Source organism: archaeon (genome assembly GCA_016432545.1).
Classification (GTDB): Archaea; Thermoproteota; Nitrososphaeria; order Nitrososphaerales; family Gagatemarchaeaceae; genus UBA183.
The window spans coordinates 163,455-179,130 of record CP066694.1; the positions used below are offsets into that span (position 1 = coordinate 163,455).

General features: G+C 61.8%; 16 protein-coding genes. 9 read left to right on the plus strand and 7 right to left on the minus strand.

All coding sequences use genetic code 11. The features are described 5' to 3' along the window. Nucleotide 1 precedes the first annotated feature (1 nt). The 5 genes from HY247_00925 to HY247_00945 are packed head-to-tail and all read left to right on the plus strand — an operon-like array spanning nt 2 to nt 5,631. Nucleotides 2–3,784 (plus strand): DNA-directed RNA polymerase subunit A', encoded by a 3,783-nt coding sequence (locus HY247_00925; protein ID QQG49512.1) that lies wholly within the window; start codon nt 2–4, stop codon nt 3,782–3,784. A 5-nt stretch (nt 3,785–3,789) separates the two neighbouring features. Further along, entirely contained in the window at nt 3,790–4,092 is a 303-nt protein-coding gene (locus HY247_00930) for a ribosomal L7Ae/L30e/S12e/Gadd45 family protein (GenBank protein QQG48910.1), read from the plus strand. A gap of 5 nt (nt 4,093–4,097) precedes the next feature. Then, nucleotides 4,098–4,541: a NusA-like transcription termination signal-binding factor gene (locus HY247_00935; protein ID QQG48911.1), complete on the plus strand. Its 444-nt coding sequence runs from the start codon at nt 4,098–4,100 to the stop codon at nt 4,539–4,541. 38 nt (nt 4,542–4,579) lie between these two features. Further along, nucleotides 4,580–5,017, plus strand: coding sequence for a 30S ribosomal protein S12 (locus HY247_00940; protein ID QQG48912.1), 438 nt, complete (start codon nt 4,580–4,582; stop codon nt 5,015–5,017). A gap of 2 nt (nt 5,018–5,019) precedes the next feature. After that, the gene (locus HY247_00945) at nt 5,020–5,631 is read left to right on the plus strand and encodes a 30S ribosomal protein S7 (protein QQG48913.1); all 612 of its coding nucleotides are present in this window, start codon (nt 5,020–5,022) and stop codon (nt 5,629–5,631) included. On the opposite strand, the gene HY247_00950 is transcribed toward HY247_00945, so the two are convergent. Genes HY247_00950 through HY247_00965 form a run of 4 tightly spaced genes read right to left on the minus strand, consistent with a single transcriptional unit; the run spans nt 5,624 to nt 10,018 of the window. Further along, entirely contained in the window at nt 5,624–6,340 is a 717-nt protein-coding gene (locus HY247_00950; protein QQG48914.1) for an alpha/beta hydrolase, read from the minus strand. The genes HY247_00945 and HY247_00950 overlap by 8 nt on opposite strands. Nucleotides 6,341–6,367: 27 nt before the next feature. After that, nucleotides 6,368–7,360: an adenosine deaminase gene (locus HY247_00955; protein QQG48915.1), complete on the minus strand. Its 993-nt coding sequence runs from the start codon at nt 7,358–7,360 to the stop codon at nt 6,368–6,370. A gap of 5 nt (nt 7,361–7,365) precedes the next feature. After that, entirely contained in the window at nt 7,366–8,910 is a 1,545-nt protein-coding gene (gene guaA, locus HY247_00960; GenBank protein QQG48916.1) for a glutamine-hydrolyzing GMP synthase, read from the minus strand. Between the two features lie 4 nt (nt 8,911–8,914). Further along, nucleotides 8,915–10,018 (minus strand): guanosine monophosphate reductase, encoded by a 1,104-nt coding sequence (locus HY247_00965; GenBank protein ID QQG48917.1) that lies wholly within the window; start codon nt 10,016–10,018, stop codon nt 8,915–8,917. 146 nt (nt 10,019–10,164) lie between these two features. On the opposite strand from HY247_00965, the gene HY247_00970 reads away from it, so the two are divergent. Continuing rightward, the gene (locus tag HY247_00970; protein QQG48918.1) at nt 10,165–10,338 is read left to right on the plus strand and encodes a hypothetical protein; all 174 of its coding nucleotides are present in this window, start codon (nt 10,165–10,167) and stop codon (nt 10,336–10,338) included. A 77-nt stretch (nt 10,339–10,415) separates the two neighbouring features. Then, nucleotides 10,416–10,622, plus strand: coding sequence for a hypothetical protein (locus tag HY247_00975; protein ID QQG48919.1), 207 nt, complete (start codon nt 10,416–10,418; stop codon nt 10,620–10,622). Nucleotides 10,623–11,159: 537 nt separating this feature from the next. Here HY247_00975 and HY247_00980 read toward each other — a convergent pair. Together HY247_00980 and HY247_00985 are read right to left on the minus strand one after the other, a co-directional pair. Continuing rightward, entirely contained in the window at nt 11,160–11,501 is a 342-nt protein-coding gene (locus HY247_00980; protein ID QQG48920.1) for a hypothetical protein, read from the minus strand. Nucleotides 11,502–11,561: 60 nt separating this feature from the next. Beyond that, nucleotides 11,562–11,807 (minus strand): hypothetical protein, encoded by a 246-nt coding sequence (locus HY247_00985; GenBank protein QQG48921.1) that lies wholly within the window; start codon nt 11,805–11,807, stop codon nt 11,562–11,564. Between the two features lie 171 nt (nt 11,808–11,978). On the opposite strand from HY247_00985, the gene tuf reads away from it, so the two are divergent. Beyond that, a complete protein-coding gene (gene tuf, locus HY247_00990; protein QQG48922.1) occupies nt 11,979–13,304 on the plus strand; it encodes a translation elongation factor EF-1 subunit alpha in 1,326 nt (441 codons plus the stop codon). Between the two features lie 5 nt (nt 13,305–13,309). Here tuf and HY247_00995 read toward each other — a convergent pair whose 3' ends face one another. Continuing rightward, a complete protein-coding gene (locus HY247_00995; GenBank protein ID QQG48923.1) occupies nt 13,310–14,653 on the minus strand; it encodes a hypothetical protein in 1,344 nt (447 codons plus the stop codon). A gap of 146 nt (nt 14,654–14,799) precedes the next feature. Between HY247_00995 and HY247_01000 the strand changes: the two genes are divergently transcribed. Continuing rightward, nucleotides 14,800–15,645 (plus strand): hypothetical protein, encoded by an 846-nt coding sequence (locus tag HY247_01000; protein QQG48924.1) that lies wholly within the window; start codon nt 14,800–14,802, stop codon nt 15,643–15,645. Nucleotides 15,646–15,676 lie beyond the last annotated feature (31 nt).

A 15,676-nucleotide genomic window follows, 5' to 3' on the forward strand; every position in this document is an offset into this window, starting at 1 on the left:
GATGGAACAGGCGCTCAAGACGATCGGCGGAATCGACTTCTCGGTCTTCTCCCCCAGCGAGGTCCGGAAGTACTCGGTCGCAGAGATCACCCAGCCAGAGACCTACGACGAGGACGGGATGCCGGTCCAGGGCGGCCTCATGGACAGCAGGCTAGGTACGCTCGAGCCAGGCCAGAAGTGCGGGACGTGCGGGAGCACGGCCGGACGGTGCCCCGGCCACTTTGGGCACATCGAGCTCGCTGAGCCTGTCCTCCACATCGCGTTCGTCGACGAGATCAACAAGCTGATCCAGACCACGTGCCGCACCTGCGGCCGGATCCTCCTTACCCAACAGGAGCTTGACGCCTACAGGGTAAGGCTGGCGAGCAAAACCGAGTTCACGCCGACCCTCCTGGAGGTCGTAGCCAAAGAGATCACCACCAAGGCGAAGAAGGTCAAGCTCTGCCCCCACTGCGGCAAGCAGCAATACCAGATCGAGTTCACAAAGCCCACTATCTTCCACGAGATCACGGAGGAGGGCGGCGCCACCCGCCTCCTCCCGGTCGCCATCCGCGAACGCCTCGAGCGCTTGACAAACGAGGACCTCGACCTCCTCGGCTTCAACGCCAAGGCCGCCCGCCCCGAGTGGTTCGTCCTCCAGGTCCTACCCGTCCCGCCCCTGACCGTCCGCCCCTCCATCACCCTCGAGTCCGGGATCCGCTCCGAGGACGACCTGACCCACAAGGTCGTGGACATCCTCAGGGTCAACCAGCGCGTCCGCGAAAGCAAGGAGTCGGGGACACCGCATCTCATCGTCCAGGACCTGGTCGACCTGCTCCACTACCACGTAACGACTTACTTTGACAACGAGGTCTCCGGCATCCCCCAAGCCCACCACCGCTCCGGCCGCCCACTCAAGACCCTCTCACAGAGGCTGAAGGGCAAAGAAGGCAGGTTCAGGGGCTCCCTCTCAGGAAAGCGCGTCGACTTCTCCAGCCGCACTGTCATCAGCCCCGACCCCAATCTCGACATCGGCGAGGTCGGGATCCCCTTCGAGATCGCCAAGAAGCTGACCATCCCCGAGAAGGTTTCTCCCATGAACCTGGAGAACCTGAAGGCCCTGGTCAACAGGGGACCCTTCGAGCACCCGGGCGCCAACTACGTGATCCGCCCCGACGGCGTCAAGATCAGGCTGGACTTCGCGAGCGACCGCAAGGCCCTAGCAGACTCGCTCACTTTCGGATACATCGTGGAGCGCCATCTCATGGACGGCGACGTCGTCCTCTTCAACAGGCAGCCATCTCTCCACAGGATGTCGGTCATGGCCCACTTCGTCCGCGTCCTCCCCTTCCGCACCTTCCGCCTCCACCCCTCGGTCTGCCCGCCCTACAACGCAGACTTCGACGGCGATGAGATGAACCTCCACGTCCCCCAGAGCGAGGAGTCCCGGTCCGAGGCCCTCATGCTCATGAAGGTCCAGGACCAGATCCTCACCCCGAGGTACGGAGGCCCCATCATCGGGGGGATCCGCGACTTCATCACGGGCGCATTCATGCTCACCCGCGACGAGACGACCCTGACCCCCGCCGAGTTCTCCAACCTCGCCCTCGTAGGCGACTACTCAGGGGACCTGCCCGAACCCTCGACCAAGGGCTCCCACCCTACCTACACGGGGCGCCAGCTCTTCTCGCTGTTCCTGCCGGCCGACATGAACTACGTCCTCACCTCAAAGTGGGCCAAAGCCCAGAGGACCGGGACGACCAACGACGTAGTGATCCGGAACGGGCAGCTGATCTCCGGCGTGGTCGACAAGGCGGTCATCGGGGCCGAAGAGCCAGACTCCCTCCTCCACCGCATCGCCAAGGACTACGGCAACGAGGAGGCCCGCAACTTCCTCAACTCCATCCTGAAGGTCCTCAAGACCTTCCTGACCCGCCGCGGCTTCACCTACGGCTTCAACGAGCTCGAGCTGCCCGCCGAGGCGAAGAAGGGGATCACCGACACCCTCGACGAGGCGTACACGAACGTCTTCGACCTCATCAAGAAGTACAAGGCCGGGACCCTCCAGTTGACCAAGGGCCTCTCCGCCGAGGACGCGCTCGAGGCGCTCATAGTCAACGAACTGGCCAGGGCGAGGGACCGGGCCGGCCGCATCGCAGACCGCTCCTTCCCAGCCGAGAACTCCGGCATGATTATGGCACGCACCGGCGCCAGGGGCTCCAGCCTCAACGTCGGCCAGATGACCGCCGCCCTCGGACAGCAGTCAGTCAGAGGCAAGAGGATCGACCACGGCATGAAGGGCCGGGCACTGAGCCACTTCGCCTGGAACGACCCGTCCCCCGAGGCCAAGGGCTTCGTCCGCAGCAACTACCGGGATGGCCTCTCGCCCACCGAGTTCTTCTTCCACGCGATGGGCGGCCGCGAGGGCCTTGTGGACACGGCGGTCAGGACGCAGCAGAGCGGCTACATGCAGCGCAGGCTCGTCAACGCCCTCGAGCACCTCAAGGTAGAGTACGACCTCACCGTGAGGGACCCCCACGGGCACGTCATCCAGTTCATCTACGGCGAAGACGGCGTCGACCCCGCAAAGTCGGACCACGGGCGACCCATCAACCTTGACAGGCTGATCGAGACTGAGGAGCTCTCCCACAAGGCCAAGGCCAAGCCGGACACCGAATCGGTCGAGAAGCAGGTCAAGAAGTACCAGGCCTCACTCAACGAGCGCCTCGTCAGAGAGCTCAACGAGAAGCTTAGCGCCTCCCACCTCAGCGAGGAAGGGGTCAAGGAGACAATGGAGAAGGTAGCCGAGGCCCTCGACTACTCGCGCGTCGAGCCGGGAGAGGCCTCAGGAATAGTCGCCGCCCAGTCCATCGGCGAGCCCGGCACCCAGATGACGCTGAGGACATTCCACTTCGCAGGAGTCAGGGAGCGCGACGTCACCCTCGGGCTCCCCAGGCTCATGGAGTTGGTGGACGCCCGCAAGATTCCGGCGAAGCCCTCCATGGACATCTACCTGACCAAGGAGTACGGGACCAGCAACGAGAAGGCGGTCAAGGTCGCAAAGGAAATCCTCTTCACCAAGGTCGGCAACATAGTAAGCTACAGCGAGGTCGACCCTACCGAGGGAATCAAGCTCCACCTCAGCCCCGACATGATGACCGACCGCGACACCAACGCGGAGGAGATCTCTAAAGTCATAGAGACCGGCAAGAGGAACGTCCAGCCGGACAAGAAGAACAAGAACATAATCCACGTCAGCATGGAGAACGCCGACCTCTCGACCCTCTTCACCCTGCGCAACAAGATCCTCAACATGAAGCTGAAGGGGATTCCAGGGATCACCCGGGTCACGGTCGTGAAGGAAGGAGAGGAGTGGTTCATCCAGACCGCCGGCTCCAACCTCGGGAAGGTAGTCATGATCGTCGGGGTCGACCCGACGCGCGTCTACACCAACAACGTCCATGAAGTCGCCCAGGTCCTGGGAATCGAGGCAGCCCGAGCGACGCTCGTGCGCGAGGTAATGTCCACCCTCGACGAGCAGGGCCTCGAGGTAGACATCCGCCACATCTTCCTCGTCGCCGACCTAATGACGTCGAAGGGCTACATCCAGCAGATCGGCAGGCACGGAATCGCAGGGACCAAGGACAGCGTCCTCGCCCGCGCAGCCTTCGAGATCACAGTCCCCACCCTGGCCGAGGCCGCTGTCAAGGGCGAGACCGAGGACCTCAAGGGCGTCACTGAGAACGTAATCGTCGGCCTCCCGATCCCGGTGGGCACCGGCATGATCGACCTCTACATGAGCTGATTCGCATGGTGGACAACGCCCTCCTCGCAAAAATCCTCAAGGACGCCATGAAGGCAGGCAAGTCCCCCATGGGGGCCAAGGAGAGCATAGCCGGCATGAAGGGCAGCAAGGCCCTCCTCTTCACCCGCTCCGTCCCGCCAGAGCTGGCTGCGAAGCTCAGGGCCGCAGCCGAGGAACACGGCGTCCCAGTCGTCGAACTGGACAAGACTTCAGTCGAGCTGGCCCGCCTCGTGGGCAGGCCCTACCGGATCTCCGCGATCGCGCTGCGTTCTGTCGGCGAGTCCGACGTCAAGCAGCTGATGAGGTAACCGCGATGACTGAGATCAAGCTCTCCTCCGACCAGCTCTCCCTGATGTCCATGTTCCAGGGAATGACCGGCGCCACCGTCAAGGACTGCCTCGTGGACGACAAGCGCAACCGCGTGATATTCGTGGTCGCACGGGGCCAGATGGGCCTCGCGATCGGGAAGGAAGGGATCTCAGTCAAGAAGATCGAGCGCGCCGTCCGCCGACCCGTAGAGGTTGTGGAGTGGTCGGACGACGTCGAGGGCCTCGTCAAGAACTCCCTGGGCGCAAAGTACGTCCTCGAGGTCAAGGTCTCGGAGCGCCTCGACGGCTCGAAGGGAGTCACGGTCACCGTGGACGCTCGCAAGAAGGGCGCAGTCCTGGGCCTTGAAGGGCGCAACGCCGAGAAGGTCCGCCTCCTCGCGAAGAGGTACTTCGACGTCGAAAACCTCCAAATCACCAGCGACTTCTGAACTGCTTAAATACGAACAGGAGGGGCTTCGACCGAAACATGGCCGGTTCACCTCGCGGCGAGTTCGCTGGCCGCCAGATCGCTCTCAAGCGGCAGCGCTTCCGCTGGTCCAACAGATGGTACAATCGGCGAATGCTAGGCCTTGAGTACAAGGCAGACCCGCTCGAGGGTGCGCCCCAGGCGCGGGGTATAGTACTCGAGAAAGTCGGGATCGAGTCCAAGCAGCCCAACTCCGCGATCCGGAAGTGCGTGAGAATCCAGATAGTCAAGAACGGCAAGCAGGTCACAGCCTTCCTCCCAGGCGACGGCGCCCTCAACTTCGTGGACGAGCACGACGAAGTCTTGGTTCAGGGGATCGGTGGTTCCATGCACAGGGCCATGGGCGACATCCCGGGCGTCCGGTGGCAGGTCTTCAAGGTCAACGGAGTCTCTCTCAACGAGTTGGTCTACGGCCGAAAAGAGAAGCCGAGAAGATAGGCATGAGCAGGCAGTCCCTCGAGTACCCCAACCTCCTCCTCTGGGAGCGCTGGGACATCTCCGGCGTCAAGGTCACCGACCCTGGCCTCCAGACTGTCATCAGCCTGAAGCCCATGCTCGTCCCCCACTCCGGCGGGCGCCACGAGCACAAGAAGTTCGGCAAGACCCACGTAAACATCGTCGAGAGGCTCGTCAACGAATCGATGCACTTCGGCAAGAAGTTCGCGAAGAACACCGGTAGGCAGGGCGGGAAGAAGCAGAAGGCCCTCAACCTCGTCAAGACCGCGCTCATCATAATCGAACTCAAGACCGGGCAGAACCCGGTCCAGCAGCTGGTCCGCGCAGTGGAGAACGCCTCGCCCAACGAGGACACGACCCGGCTGAGCTACGGAGGGGTCGTCTACCACCAGTCGGTCGACATCTCGCCGGTCCGAAGAGTGGACATCGCCCTCCGCTTCATCTCAGAGGGGGTCCGCGAGGCTGCCTTCACCTCCCCGCGCCCCGTGGAAGAGATCATGGCAGAGGAGATAATCCAGGCCGCGGCCGGGGACTCAAACAGCCACTCCGTGAAGAAGAAGAACGAACAGGAACGCGTCGCTATGGCCTCTAGGTAGAGGCCTCCCCGCCCTTCTCCGCTTCCTTCCTCAGCGCCATCCCCTTCAGCTCTTCCTCAAGCTGGGGCGGCTCCGCGACCATCTCCTCAGGCTTCGCCAGGAAGAGCCTTACCAGCTGCATAACCTGCGGCCCCCTGAAGCCCTGGAGCCTGTGCGACATGCGGAAGTCGAACTTCGGGTCGCGCGCTACCGGGTCCAGGACCTCGAGGCGCGAGGTTCCGATGGCGTCCCTCAGAAGATACCCAGCCTTCAGCTGGGTCACCATGTCGTCCTCTGCAAAGACTATCAGCGTCGGCCTTCGAAGCTTCTCCAGCCGCCTCAGCTGGTCCTTGTCGTACGAGCTCGCCAGGAGCACGACCGCCCTCACCATCTCCGGCCACGTGAGGGCCAGCTCCAGCGCGACCTGCCCTCCCCAGCCGCTGCCCACGATGCTCCCCTTCGCGACCGAGAGGCCCTCCGCCAGGTCCCTCACCGCGTGGGCCTGCGCCACGTAGTCCGGTGTCTCCGCCGGCCTCGTCGACTTTCCGAACCCGACCAGGTCGGGCGCGATCAGCTTGTAGGTGTCTGCCAGCCCGAGCATCGGCTCCCAGACCTTCCACGTCTCGGCCGGCTCGCTCCCGTGCAGCATGAGCACCGCCTCTCCCCCGCCCGCAGTCGCGTAGTTGATCGTGAACTCTCCCGCGCCCGCCTGCCTCTCAACCGCCTGCATTCTCTCCCCGCCCCGGGCCATCGGCTTTCAAGCCTTTCCCCTGAGGAAAGACGCCCCGAAGGCCACCCCGTTCGCCTTGAGGAGGTCAGACTCGTCCAGGGCCTTCTCCCTGAGAAGGTACTCCATCTCCCCCCTCAGGTTCGTCCCCAGCATCTCCGGCCCGTCCGTGTTGATAGTGAACTTGACCCTGTGTTCCTTGAGCGCCCTGAAGACCCTCCTCATCTCCGCGGGTCCTTTCACTATTCCTGTGTTCAGGTTGGACGTCGGGCAGACCTCCAGGACCAGGTCCCTCTCAGCCAGAGCGTCGAGCGTCCTCCCGTCCTCCGTCGCCCTCACGCCGTGCCCGATCCTGTCCGGCTCGAGGTGCTCCATTACGTCCCTGACGGACCTCCACCCTTCGTCCTCCCCCGCGTGGACAGTGAGGCCCAACCCCGCCTTCCGCGCCCTCTTGAACAGCGGCGCATACTCCGCGTACCTGAACCCCTCCTTCGCAGGCCCGGCCATGTCCACCCCGACCACCCCTCGCCCCGAGAAGAGGATTGCCTTCTCCACGAGGATCTCGTTGAGCCTCTGCCCGAAGCTCCTGTCCAGGCAAACAATGATCCCGGTCCTGACCGGATACTCAAGCGACGCCCTGTCGAGGCCCCTGACCGCTGCCATCATGATGTGGTCCAGGTCCTGCTCCCCGCCCCTGTTGCGCTTCATCGGGTTGAACCTGAGCTCGAGGAGGGTGATGTTGTTCTTCCTGTACGCCCCGGCGATCGTCTGGTAGACCGACCTCTCAATCGCGGTCGGGCTGGACTGGATCAGCTCCGTCCACTTGAAGAGCGACAAGTACTCTGCGAAGGTCTTCCTCTTCATCTTCGAGACTGTGACCAGGTCGACGAACTTCCAGTAGTCCTTGGTCGGGAGCCTGATCCCCTGCGCATGGGAGATCTCCCACATCACCGACGGGTCCACCGAGCCCCCAAGGTGCACGTGGAGCTCAGCAAGCTTCGTGCCGGGGCCCAGCCTTGCCATCCGACTCACTGCGGCTCGATTGTCGCGGGAGGCTTGGACGAAATGGAATACCCGACCGAAACGACGCCCTCCACCTCGTTGGTGATCCTGTCGGAGATCCTGCCGAGGACCTCATGGGGGAGCTTCGCCCAGTCCGCGGTCATCGCGTCGACAGACTCCACAACCTTGACTGTCACCAAGAACCCGAGCCTCCTCTCGTCCCCCAAGACCCCCGTCACCCTGTCGTCGCCGACGAAGGCGAACGCCTGCCAAACCTTGTCGTAGAGCCCTTCCTCCTCCAGGACCTCCTCGACGATCTTACCTGCCCCCCTTACCACACTCAGTTTCTCCTCTGTCACCTCTCCCACGACCCTCACCGCGAGCCCAGGCCCTGGGAACGGATGCCTCATCAGGACCTTCCTGGGGATCCCGAGGATCGCCCCCAGCTCCCTCACTTCGTCTTTGTACAGCTCGCGCAGCGGCTCCACGACTTTCATCGACAGGTCCTTCGGGAGCCCCCCCACGTTGTGGTGGGTCTTGATGACCGCGGCCGGTCCGGTCGACCGCCCGCTCTCTATCACGTCAGGATACAGCGTCCCCTGCGCCAGATGCGCGAAGGGCCCGTGCCTCCTCGCATACTCCTCGAAGGCGTCAGCGAACGCCTTCCCCACGATCTTCCTCTTCTCCTCCGGGTCGGAGACTCCCTTGAGCCTCCGCAGGAACTCCCCCGCCGCATCCACGACCTCCAGCGTGACCCCGATGTCCTTCCCCAGGAACTCCCTGACGTACTCCGCCTCCCCTGCCCTCAGCAGGCCAGTCTCGATGAATACGCACCTCAGCCTCTCACCCAGGGCCTTGTTCAGCAGCACCGCCGTCACCGACGAGTCGACGCCACCCGACACGGCGCAGAGGACTCCTCCCTCCAGCTTCGAGAGGCTCTCGACCGACCTCTGCATGAACCCCTCCATGCTCCAAGCCTTCCTGGCCCCGCAGACCCCCAGCGCGAAGTTCGAGAGCAGCGTCTGTCCCTGCTCCGTGTGCGTCACCTCCGGATGGAACTGGACCCCGAACTGTTTCCCCCCCGCGACCTCCACCGCCGCGTAGGGCGACCCCTCAGTCGCAGCCAGGACCTTGAGCGAGCCGGGTATCTTGGTCGCCGAGTCAGTATGGCTCATCCAGCACACGAGCCTCTCCCCCTTGACCCCCTCGAAGATCCCCTCCCTCTGGACTATCCTGACGCTCGAGCGCCCGTACTCCCTCCTGTCAGCCCTCCTCACCTCCCCCCCATGGGCCCTCACCAGGAGCTGGTACCCGTAGCAGATCCCGAGGACCGGCATCTCGCCTTCGAAGAGCCTCTCGTCAGCAAGGGGCGCCCCATCCGCATACACGCTCGCCGGGCCCCCTGAGAGTATGACCCCGGCGACCCCCAGCCTCTTCAATTCCTCGGTCTTTGTATCATGGGGCAGCAGCGCCGCGTAGACTCCCAGCGCCCTCACCCTCCTGCAGATCAAGTGCGCGTACTGGCCGCCAAAGTCGAGGACCGCGATCCCCCCGGCCAGGTCCGGTTCCAAGCCTCTACCTCTTGAGCTCCAGCGAATGGGCGCCGAGCTCGCCGGCCCCTATGGGACTCATCAGCCCGAAGTTCGCGACCTTCCACATCCCTTCCACGCTGGTCGCCCCTGCGTAACCGAAGGCCGCCCTGACCCCGTTGTCCATCCTCGCGACCACGTCCGAGGTCTTGCCCACGTATGGAACGTACGCCTCGACCCCCTCGTCCAAGCCCTTTGCCGGGACTGAGTACCTGTCCAGTGCGAACCTGACCTTCCTCGCGGCCGCGCTCGCCATCCCTCTGTGGATCTTGAACTTCTTCCCGTCCCTCACAAGCACTTTCCCCGGGGACTCGTCAGTCCCGGCTATCATCGAGCCCAGCATAGCCGTGGAGGCCCCCGCTCCGAACGCCAGCGCCGCGTCCCCTGGCCCCCTTATCCCCCCGTCCGCTATCACCGGGATCTTCAGGCCCCTCTCCGCGACCCCGCTCGCGACCTCCGCCACAGCGAAGAGAGTCGGCGCCCCAACCCTGGTCACCTCTGAAGTGATGCAGATCGAGCCCGACCCTATCCCGGCCCTGAACCCGTCGACCCTCGGGAGCTCGTCGATGATGTCGAAGACCGCCTTCCTGGTCCCCACGCTCCCTGCGATGAAGTCCGCGGTCAGGTCCGGGAGGATCCTCCTCGCCGCCGCTATGATCTTGGAGTTGTGGAAGTGCGCGACGTCAGCGACCAAAAAGTCCGCGACCCTGTCCAGGGCCCTGCACCTCTCCGGGTCGAGGGGCGAAATCGACGCTCCCACCATCGGCCTCCCCTTCCCGTCCTTCGTGACGACTGTCACCCTCGAGGCTTTGACCTTCCTGACCTGCTCTACCTGGGCCTCGGTCGACATGTTCCTGTGGATCGCCCCCACTCCGCCCAGCCTCGCCATCTCGAGCGCCATCGTGGACTCGGTGACTGTGTCCATCGGTGACGATATCAGAGGGACCTTGAGCCTGATCTTCTTGGTCAGCCTGGAGGCGAGCTCGATCTCCTTCGGCTCCGCCTCGCTTCGCCCCGGAAGGAGGATGAAGTCGCGGAAGGTGTACACGCTGGACGCTGTCTTCAGCTTGGAGAGAAAACTTTGTGGCAAAGGTGACGCCTTTGCCGAACTAGTGACCCCAACTCGGTATATCAATCCTCTCCCGGGTCGCCAATTGTTGACCCCCTGCGGCCCACCGTGGGACGGCAACTCCACAAGCGTTAACTAGCCCGAAGCCTTCTTTTTGGCCATCTGAGTTGCCTCCAGACCCGGGTTCAATCTTCGGGAGCCTCTTGCGCGGGTGCATCAGGGACGATTATGTCAGTGAGGGAAAGAAGGAGATGGCGGAAAGCATCCTCTTCCTAGGGTTGGGCGTCTTCAGCAGCGTCGCGACCACCTACGCCCTGTCCCTGGCCGGATTCTTCGTGTAAACAATTCCACTACTGCGTAAAGTAATCCTATCTTCCCCGCATTTACCGATTTTTGCCTCCTCGTATCATGACAACGCATGGGAAGAAGGACTGTCCTAGTCGGATTCTGGCTCCTAGGCTACGCCCTAGGCTTCTTCGCTTGGCTCGTACGCAACCCCGTGATCAACTTCATCACGAGCTTCGGGCTCAGCGCAGATGCGGCAGGAGCACTGATCACAGGCTTCGCAGGCTCTGTGGTGATGCTCGTGGGCGTCATCCTCTGGAGCTACATGTCATCGAGCTAACCGCAAAGCCGCAAGCAAGAGTAGGCAACGGAGAGCTCGATGCCTCCTCTTTTGCCCTGAAGTGCGAACCGTTGGGGTTCTGAATCTTCATCAACCCGCAGCGACCCGGCGTCACTTCGTAGACGGCTTGGGCAATTGGACTCTCCTCCTGGGAATCTACCTTGCAGGGTCTTCCCTTGGAGGTCTGGTAGTCGTCTCGGTTCTCCCTTCGAACTCCCTTGGCGGATCACTCTTTGGAGACCCCCTGTCAATCTTGTTGGCTCCCTACGCAACAGTCGAGGAGAGTGTGAGGCAAACTGTCTTCCCGTACTTCTGGACGAGCACATCCTGCAGTCCCAACCCTCCGCCCCTGAGCGGGCAGTACTGCTACGGTGACTTTCACCTTGTTTATGGGATGAGCATCTTGCTTGCTAGTGCCCTCATCACCTCGGTCGCATTCGCGTCAGCCTCGACGATTGTATTTGTCAGGGAGGTCCGCCGAAGGCGAGCCAACGATCGCGCAAGGGCCGTTATCAGCAAAACTCCTACGAAATTCGACTAGTCCCCGGTGTACCCTGCAGCCTCGCCGCCCATGACCTCCCCGACCTCTGACTTGAACTCCTTCCATTCGTGCCCGCAGCTCTCGCACTTGTACGTGTACTGATACTGGACCGTCGCCACGACCGAAGGAGTCTGCAGGCCCTCTCCCTGTGGCAACTCCATCATCCTCGACCTCCCCACCACCAGCCATCTGGGCGCCAACCCGAACCTCCTTGTCTGCACCTTGACCTCCTCCCCTTTCCCGACTTCCTCACCCAGTAGCTTTTCGTCAACGACCTTGATGTGGAACCTCCTCCCGCACTGCGGACAATGCCTGAAGAAGTCCTGGACCGAATCCACATCGCAAACATGGCTCTGGGCTATTTGACCGTTGGCCGGGCCCGTCGAACTTGGGCCTCGTCATTCCAGGAACGGAGACGGAGGGCCATTGCAGCCAAACCGCAGGTCCCAGATCCCAGGCGAGTACGTGTCCCCATACCCCAAGAACATGCATCCCAAAGACCTGTACACCGGGTGCGCCGCACACCCTCCGTACGCCACTAGCCCCCCGCAGGCCCAATCGTACCAATAGCTGACCGGCGCGAGGAAGAACACTCCGACGGCCGCGACAGCCACCAGCGAAGCCGCCAGCCAACGCCTCTCCATCGCAAACCAGTGGTGGATCTTCGGATATGGTTCTAGTCCCGAGAACACACTCTAAGGTCTGACAAGGTCCAACCCCGGACAAACGGACGACGGGCCCACCAAAATTCGCTACATCGACATTAGGCTTAAATACAGTCGGCCAAGGTCTTTTTCCGTAAGTGAAAGCGTAGCATGGCCAATAAGCCTCACCTGAACCTCATCGTCTGCGGCCACGTGGACCACGGCAAGTCCACCTCCATGGGCCACTTCCTCTATGACATGGGAGTAGTCGACAACAGGATGATCGAGGAGTTCGCGAAGGAGTCCGAGAAGACGGGTTCGGGCGACTCTTTCAAGTACGCATGGGTCCTCGACAAGCTCAAGGACGAAAGGGAGCGCGGCGTCACCATCGACCTCGCCTTCGAGAGGTTCGAGACTCCGAAGTACTTCTACACTCTTATCGACGCCCCCGGGCACCGCGACTTCATCAAGAACATGATCACCGGCGCCTCCGAGGCGGACGCAGCCGTACTGGTCGTCTCAGCCAAGAAGGGCGAAGCCGACGTCGCACTGGGCCCAGGCGGGCAGGCAAGGGAGCACGCCTTCCTCCTCCGCACCCTCGGCGTCACCCAGATGGTGGTGTGCATCAACAAGATGGACGACCAGACCGTGAAGTACTCCGAGGAGAGGTTTAACGAGGCGAAGCAGGACGTGGAGAACCTCCTGAAGACAGTCGGCTACGACATCAAGAAGATCAACGTGATCCCGATCTCCGGCTGGACGGGCGAGAACGAGGTCAAGAAGTCCACAAACATGCCCTGGTACAAGGGGATGACGCTCCTCGAGGCTCTCGACACCTTCACAGAGCCCCCGAAGCCCATCGAAAAGCCGCTGCGGCTCCCTGTCCAGGACGTCTACACGATCACCGGCGTCGGCACGGTCCCGGTCGGAAGGATCGAGACGGGCAAGATCAAGGTGGGCGAGAGCGTTTCAATCATGCCGGAGGGCCTGACGGCCGAGGTAAAGTCCATCGAGACCCACCACACGCAGATGACCGAGGCGATGGCCGGCGACAACATCGGCTTCAACCTGAGAGGCGTGTCCAAGACCGACTTCCGCAGGGGGAGCGTCCTCGGCCCGTCCTCGAACCCGGCTACCATCGCGAAGGAGTTCCAGGCGCAGATCATTGTAGTCTTCCACCCGACGGCCATAGCTCCGGGCTACACCCCGGTCCTGCACGCTCACACCGCCCAGGTCGCAGCCACCATCACCGAGATCGTGGCCAAGATCGACCCCAGGACTGGCCAGCCCACGGAGGAGAAGCCAAAGACGATCAAGACCGGAGACTCTGCGATCGTGAGGATACAGCCCCTCAGGCCCATCGTCCTTGAGACGTTCAAGGAGTACCCTGAGCTCGGGCGTTTTGCCCTCCGAGATATGGGGGCCACCGTCGCTGCGGGAATTGTCCGCGAGATAACTCAGAAGGGCCAAGTCGAGAAAGCCGTAGCGAAGGCTTAGACTGCTTAGATTCCGTACTTAGACGGTCGAATTCCCTCCTTAACTAAAGCGTCGTACCTGTAGCCCTTCACGTGCTCGTTGAAGATAGGAAGGTGCGAAGCCTCTCTTCTATTCACCATAGTTCTAAGCGGGACACCTCCCTCGATGATGGTGTGTGCGCTCGTCATTCCAAGGCTCAACAACAGTTTGGTTACGAACTCCGCATTCGGCACACTGGTAACGACCACTTCGGAAGGCTTTACCCCAGCATCCGAATCCGCAAGGCCTTGGACAAATCGTAGCCTGAAACTGAAAGGGGCTGAGAAAATCCAGTCCATTTTCAGTGGATCGTAGCTGGTTCTCTCTTCCCAGCCTAGACCCATGCAAACCGAGAACATCCACGCGAGCAGTGGTGATCGTTCCGAAACCCACCGATATGCACCAGTTGGTGTCTGAGAGTATTTGGAATCGCCAGTTGGTTGCTTGTCGGAGATGCGCTTCATCTTGATGCCAATAGTGTTTGCACACATGCAAACATACTTCCCCAGCCGCTCATTGCTATTGCGTTTGAGGGAAAGCTGAAGGTCGAGACCCATGGACGCGAACCTCTCTTGAATACCACCGGACTTGCTGGAGTCTCCAGACATCATCGCAAGAAGATATCCAACGAGGTCTAACCGTATCTCATCTAGTGTTTTGATTCCGAAACCATCTGCCAGTTCCTTAGCCTCTTGGAGGAATGGCAGTTGCGCCACGACCCTGGCCAGATCGTCGAACACCCTGATAGACTCCGGGACTTCTACCCAGTCGGACTGAGTGTTCCCTCCTGAACCAAGGTGAATGGGGAGAATTTTCCAGCCTGGCTCTAGATGCTTCGACTTGGCCACGACGGCGACCTTCATAAGGTAAGGCAGGTCCTCTCCACTCCTCCATCCGAGAATCGTCGAACGATGCACGCCCAGCACCCCGGCGGTTTCCTCGACTCCCTTGCCCTCAGAGTGCATGACAACAAACTTGCAGAACTTGTCAAGCTGGCTCAGACCTATCCCTGACGCTGAGACTCCCCACACTCTCTCCCTGATCAGTGCCTCCACTTTTGCCGTGCCCATCATTGCGAGTTCCACCACTTCGGCCCCTAGAGATAGAGTGGGCTGGCTAACCCTGTGACTGCCTTGCTTTGTCGTGATGCCTAGCCTCCTGAGCCAATCGCTGACGAGCTTTGGGTCAGTGCCATCCTCCTGCGCTATTCGCAGCATTGACTTCCCTTCCCGAAACTTATCCGCCCATCGCCTCGCGTCGGCTTCAGTCCTCCTGATGTGCTGTCGTTTTGCGCGTGGAGTCTCCTTCTCCTGGTCTTCAGGGAGCGGCACGGGTAGACAGACCTTCAGGGTGCTTATGAAGCGAAATCCACATGTGACACGTTTGGTCGGGACTTCGCCGAAAGTGATCCGATGGCGGGGCCCGGATGCGAAAGACGGCGAACCGTTTAGTAATCATCCAACGACATCGGCCTACCTTGTCCTTCCTCAGGGTCGTCGAAGTCTTTCCTCCACTCTTTCCAAAGGCAGCCACCGACGGGCCTCCCAAGGACTCTGAGATAGACAGGTTCGTCGACAGCATTCGTTCGATAAGGGTGCACGCAGACATCGTCCTGGTGAGCAGTTTGAAGCGGGCGGACGTAGTCATGCTTCCCCCGGTCCACTCGGCTGCGATCCTCGAAGAGAGGGCCGGGGTCAAGGCAGCGCCGGTCATCGTCGTCCGCAGGATGACGCGCGACGAGTTCGATTCCACAGTCCTCGAGTCGCTCGCCCTGGGCCTAGACGCCGTGATGCTGGCGTGGGGCGACCCAGACCCTCTCCTGCCAAGGGTTCGTTCCCCGGAGGGCCATGCGACGCTCTCGGAGGCCATAGCCCGGGCGAAACTCCTTGCGAAGCGGGCTGGGCGCGACCTGAGGGTCCTCTCTCCAGTGGACCTGCGGACCCTGTCGACCCGCCCAGGCGGCACTATTGTCTCCTCCCGCCTGGCCGCAGGTGCCGACACTCTCCTTGCCCAGCCGCCTACTACCGACGCAGGCGTGACTTTCGAGGAGCACGCGGCCGCTGTTGGTATGGCCAGACTCAAGGAGAAGGTCATGCTGAGCGTCTTCCCGTTCTTCAGCGCGGAGGACGTAACCAAGAGGGAGGCGGCGTTCGGGTGGAGGCTCTCAGAAGAAGTCCACAGGGCTGCGGAACAGGGCGCGGATGCCCTCGTGGGCGAGTCGAGGAGGATAGTCGGGAGGCTTAGAACAGATGGATTCCCGGGCGTCTATCTCTCCACAAGAGGAGACCCTTCAATCGCTGAGAGGATTCTCTCTCAGGCATAATCGTTATATCGAGTCCTCCTTTCGGAGGTGC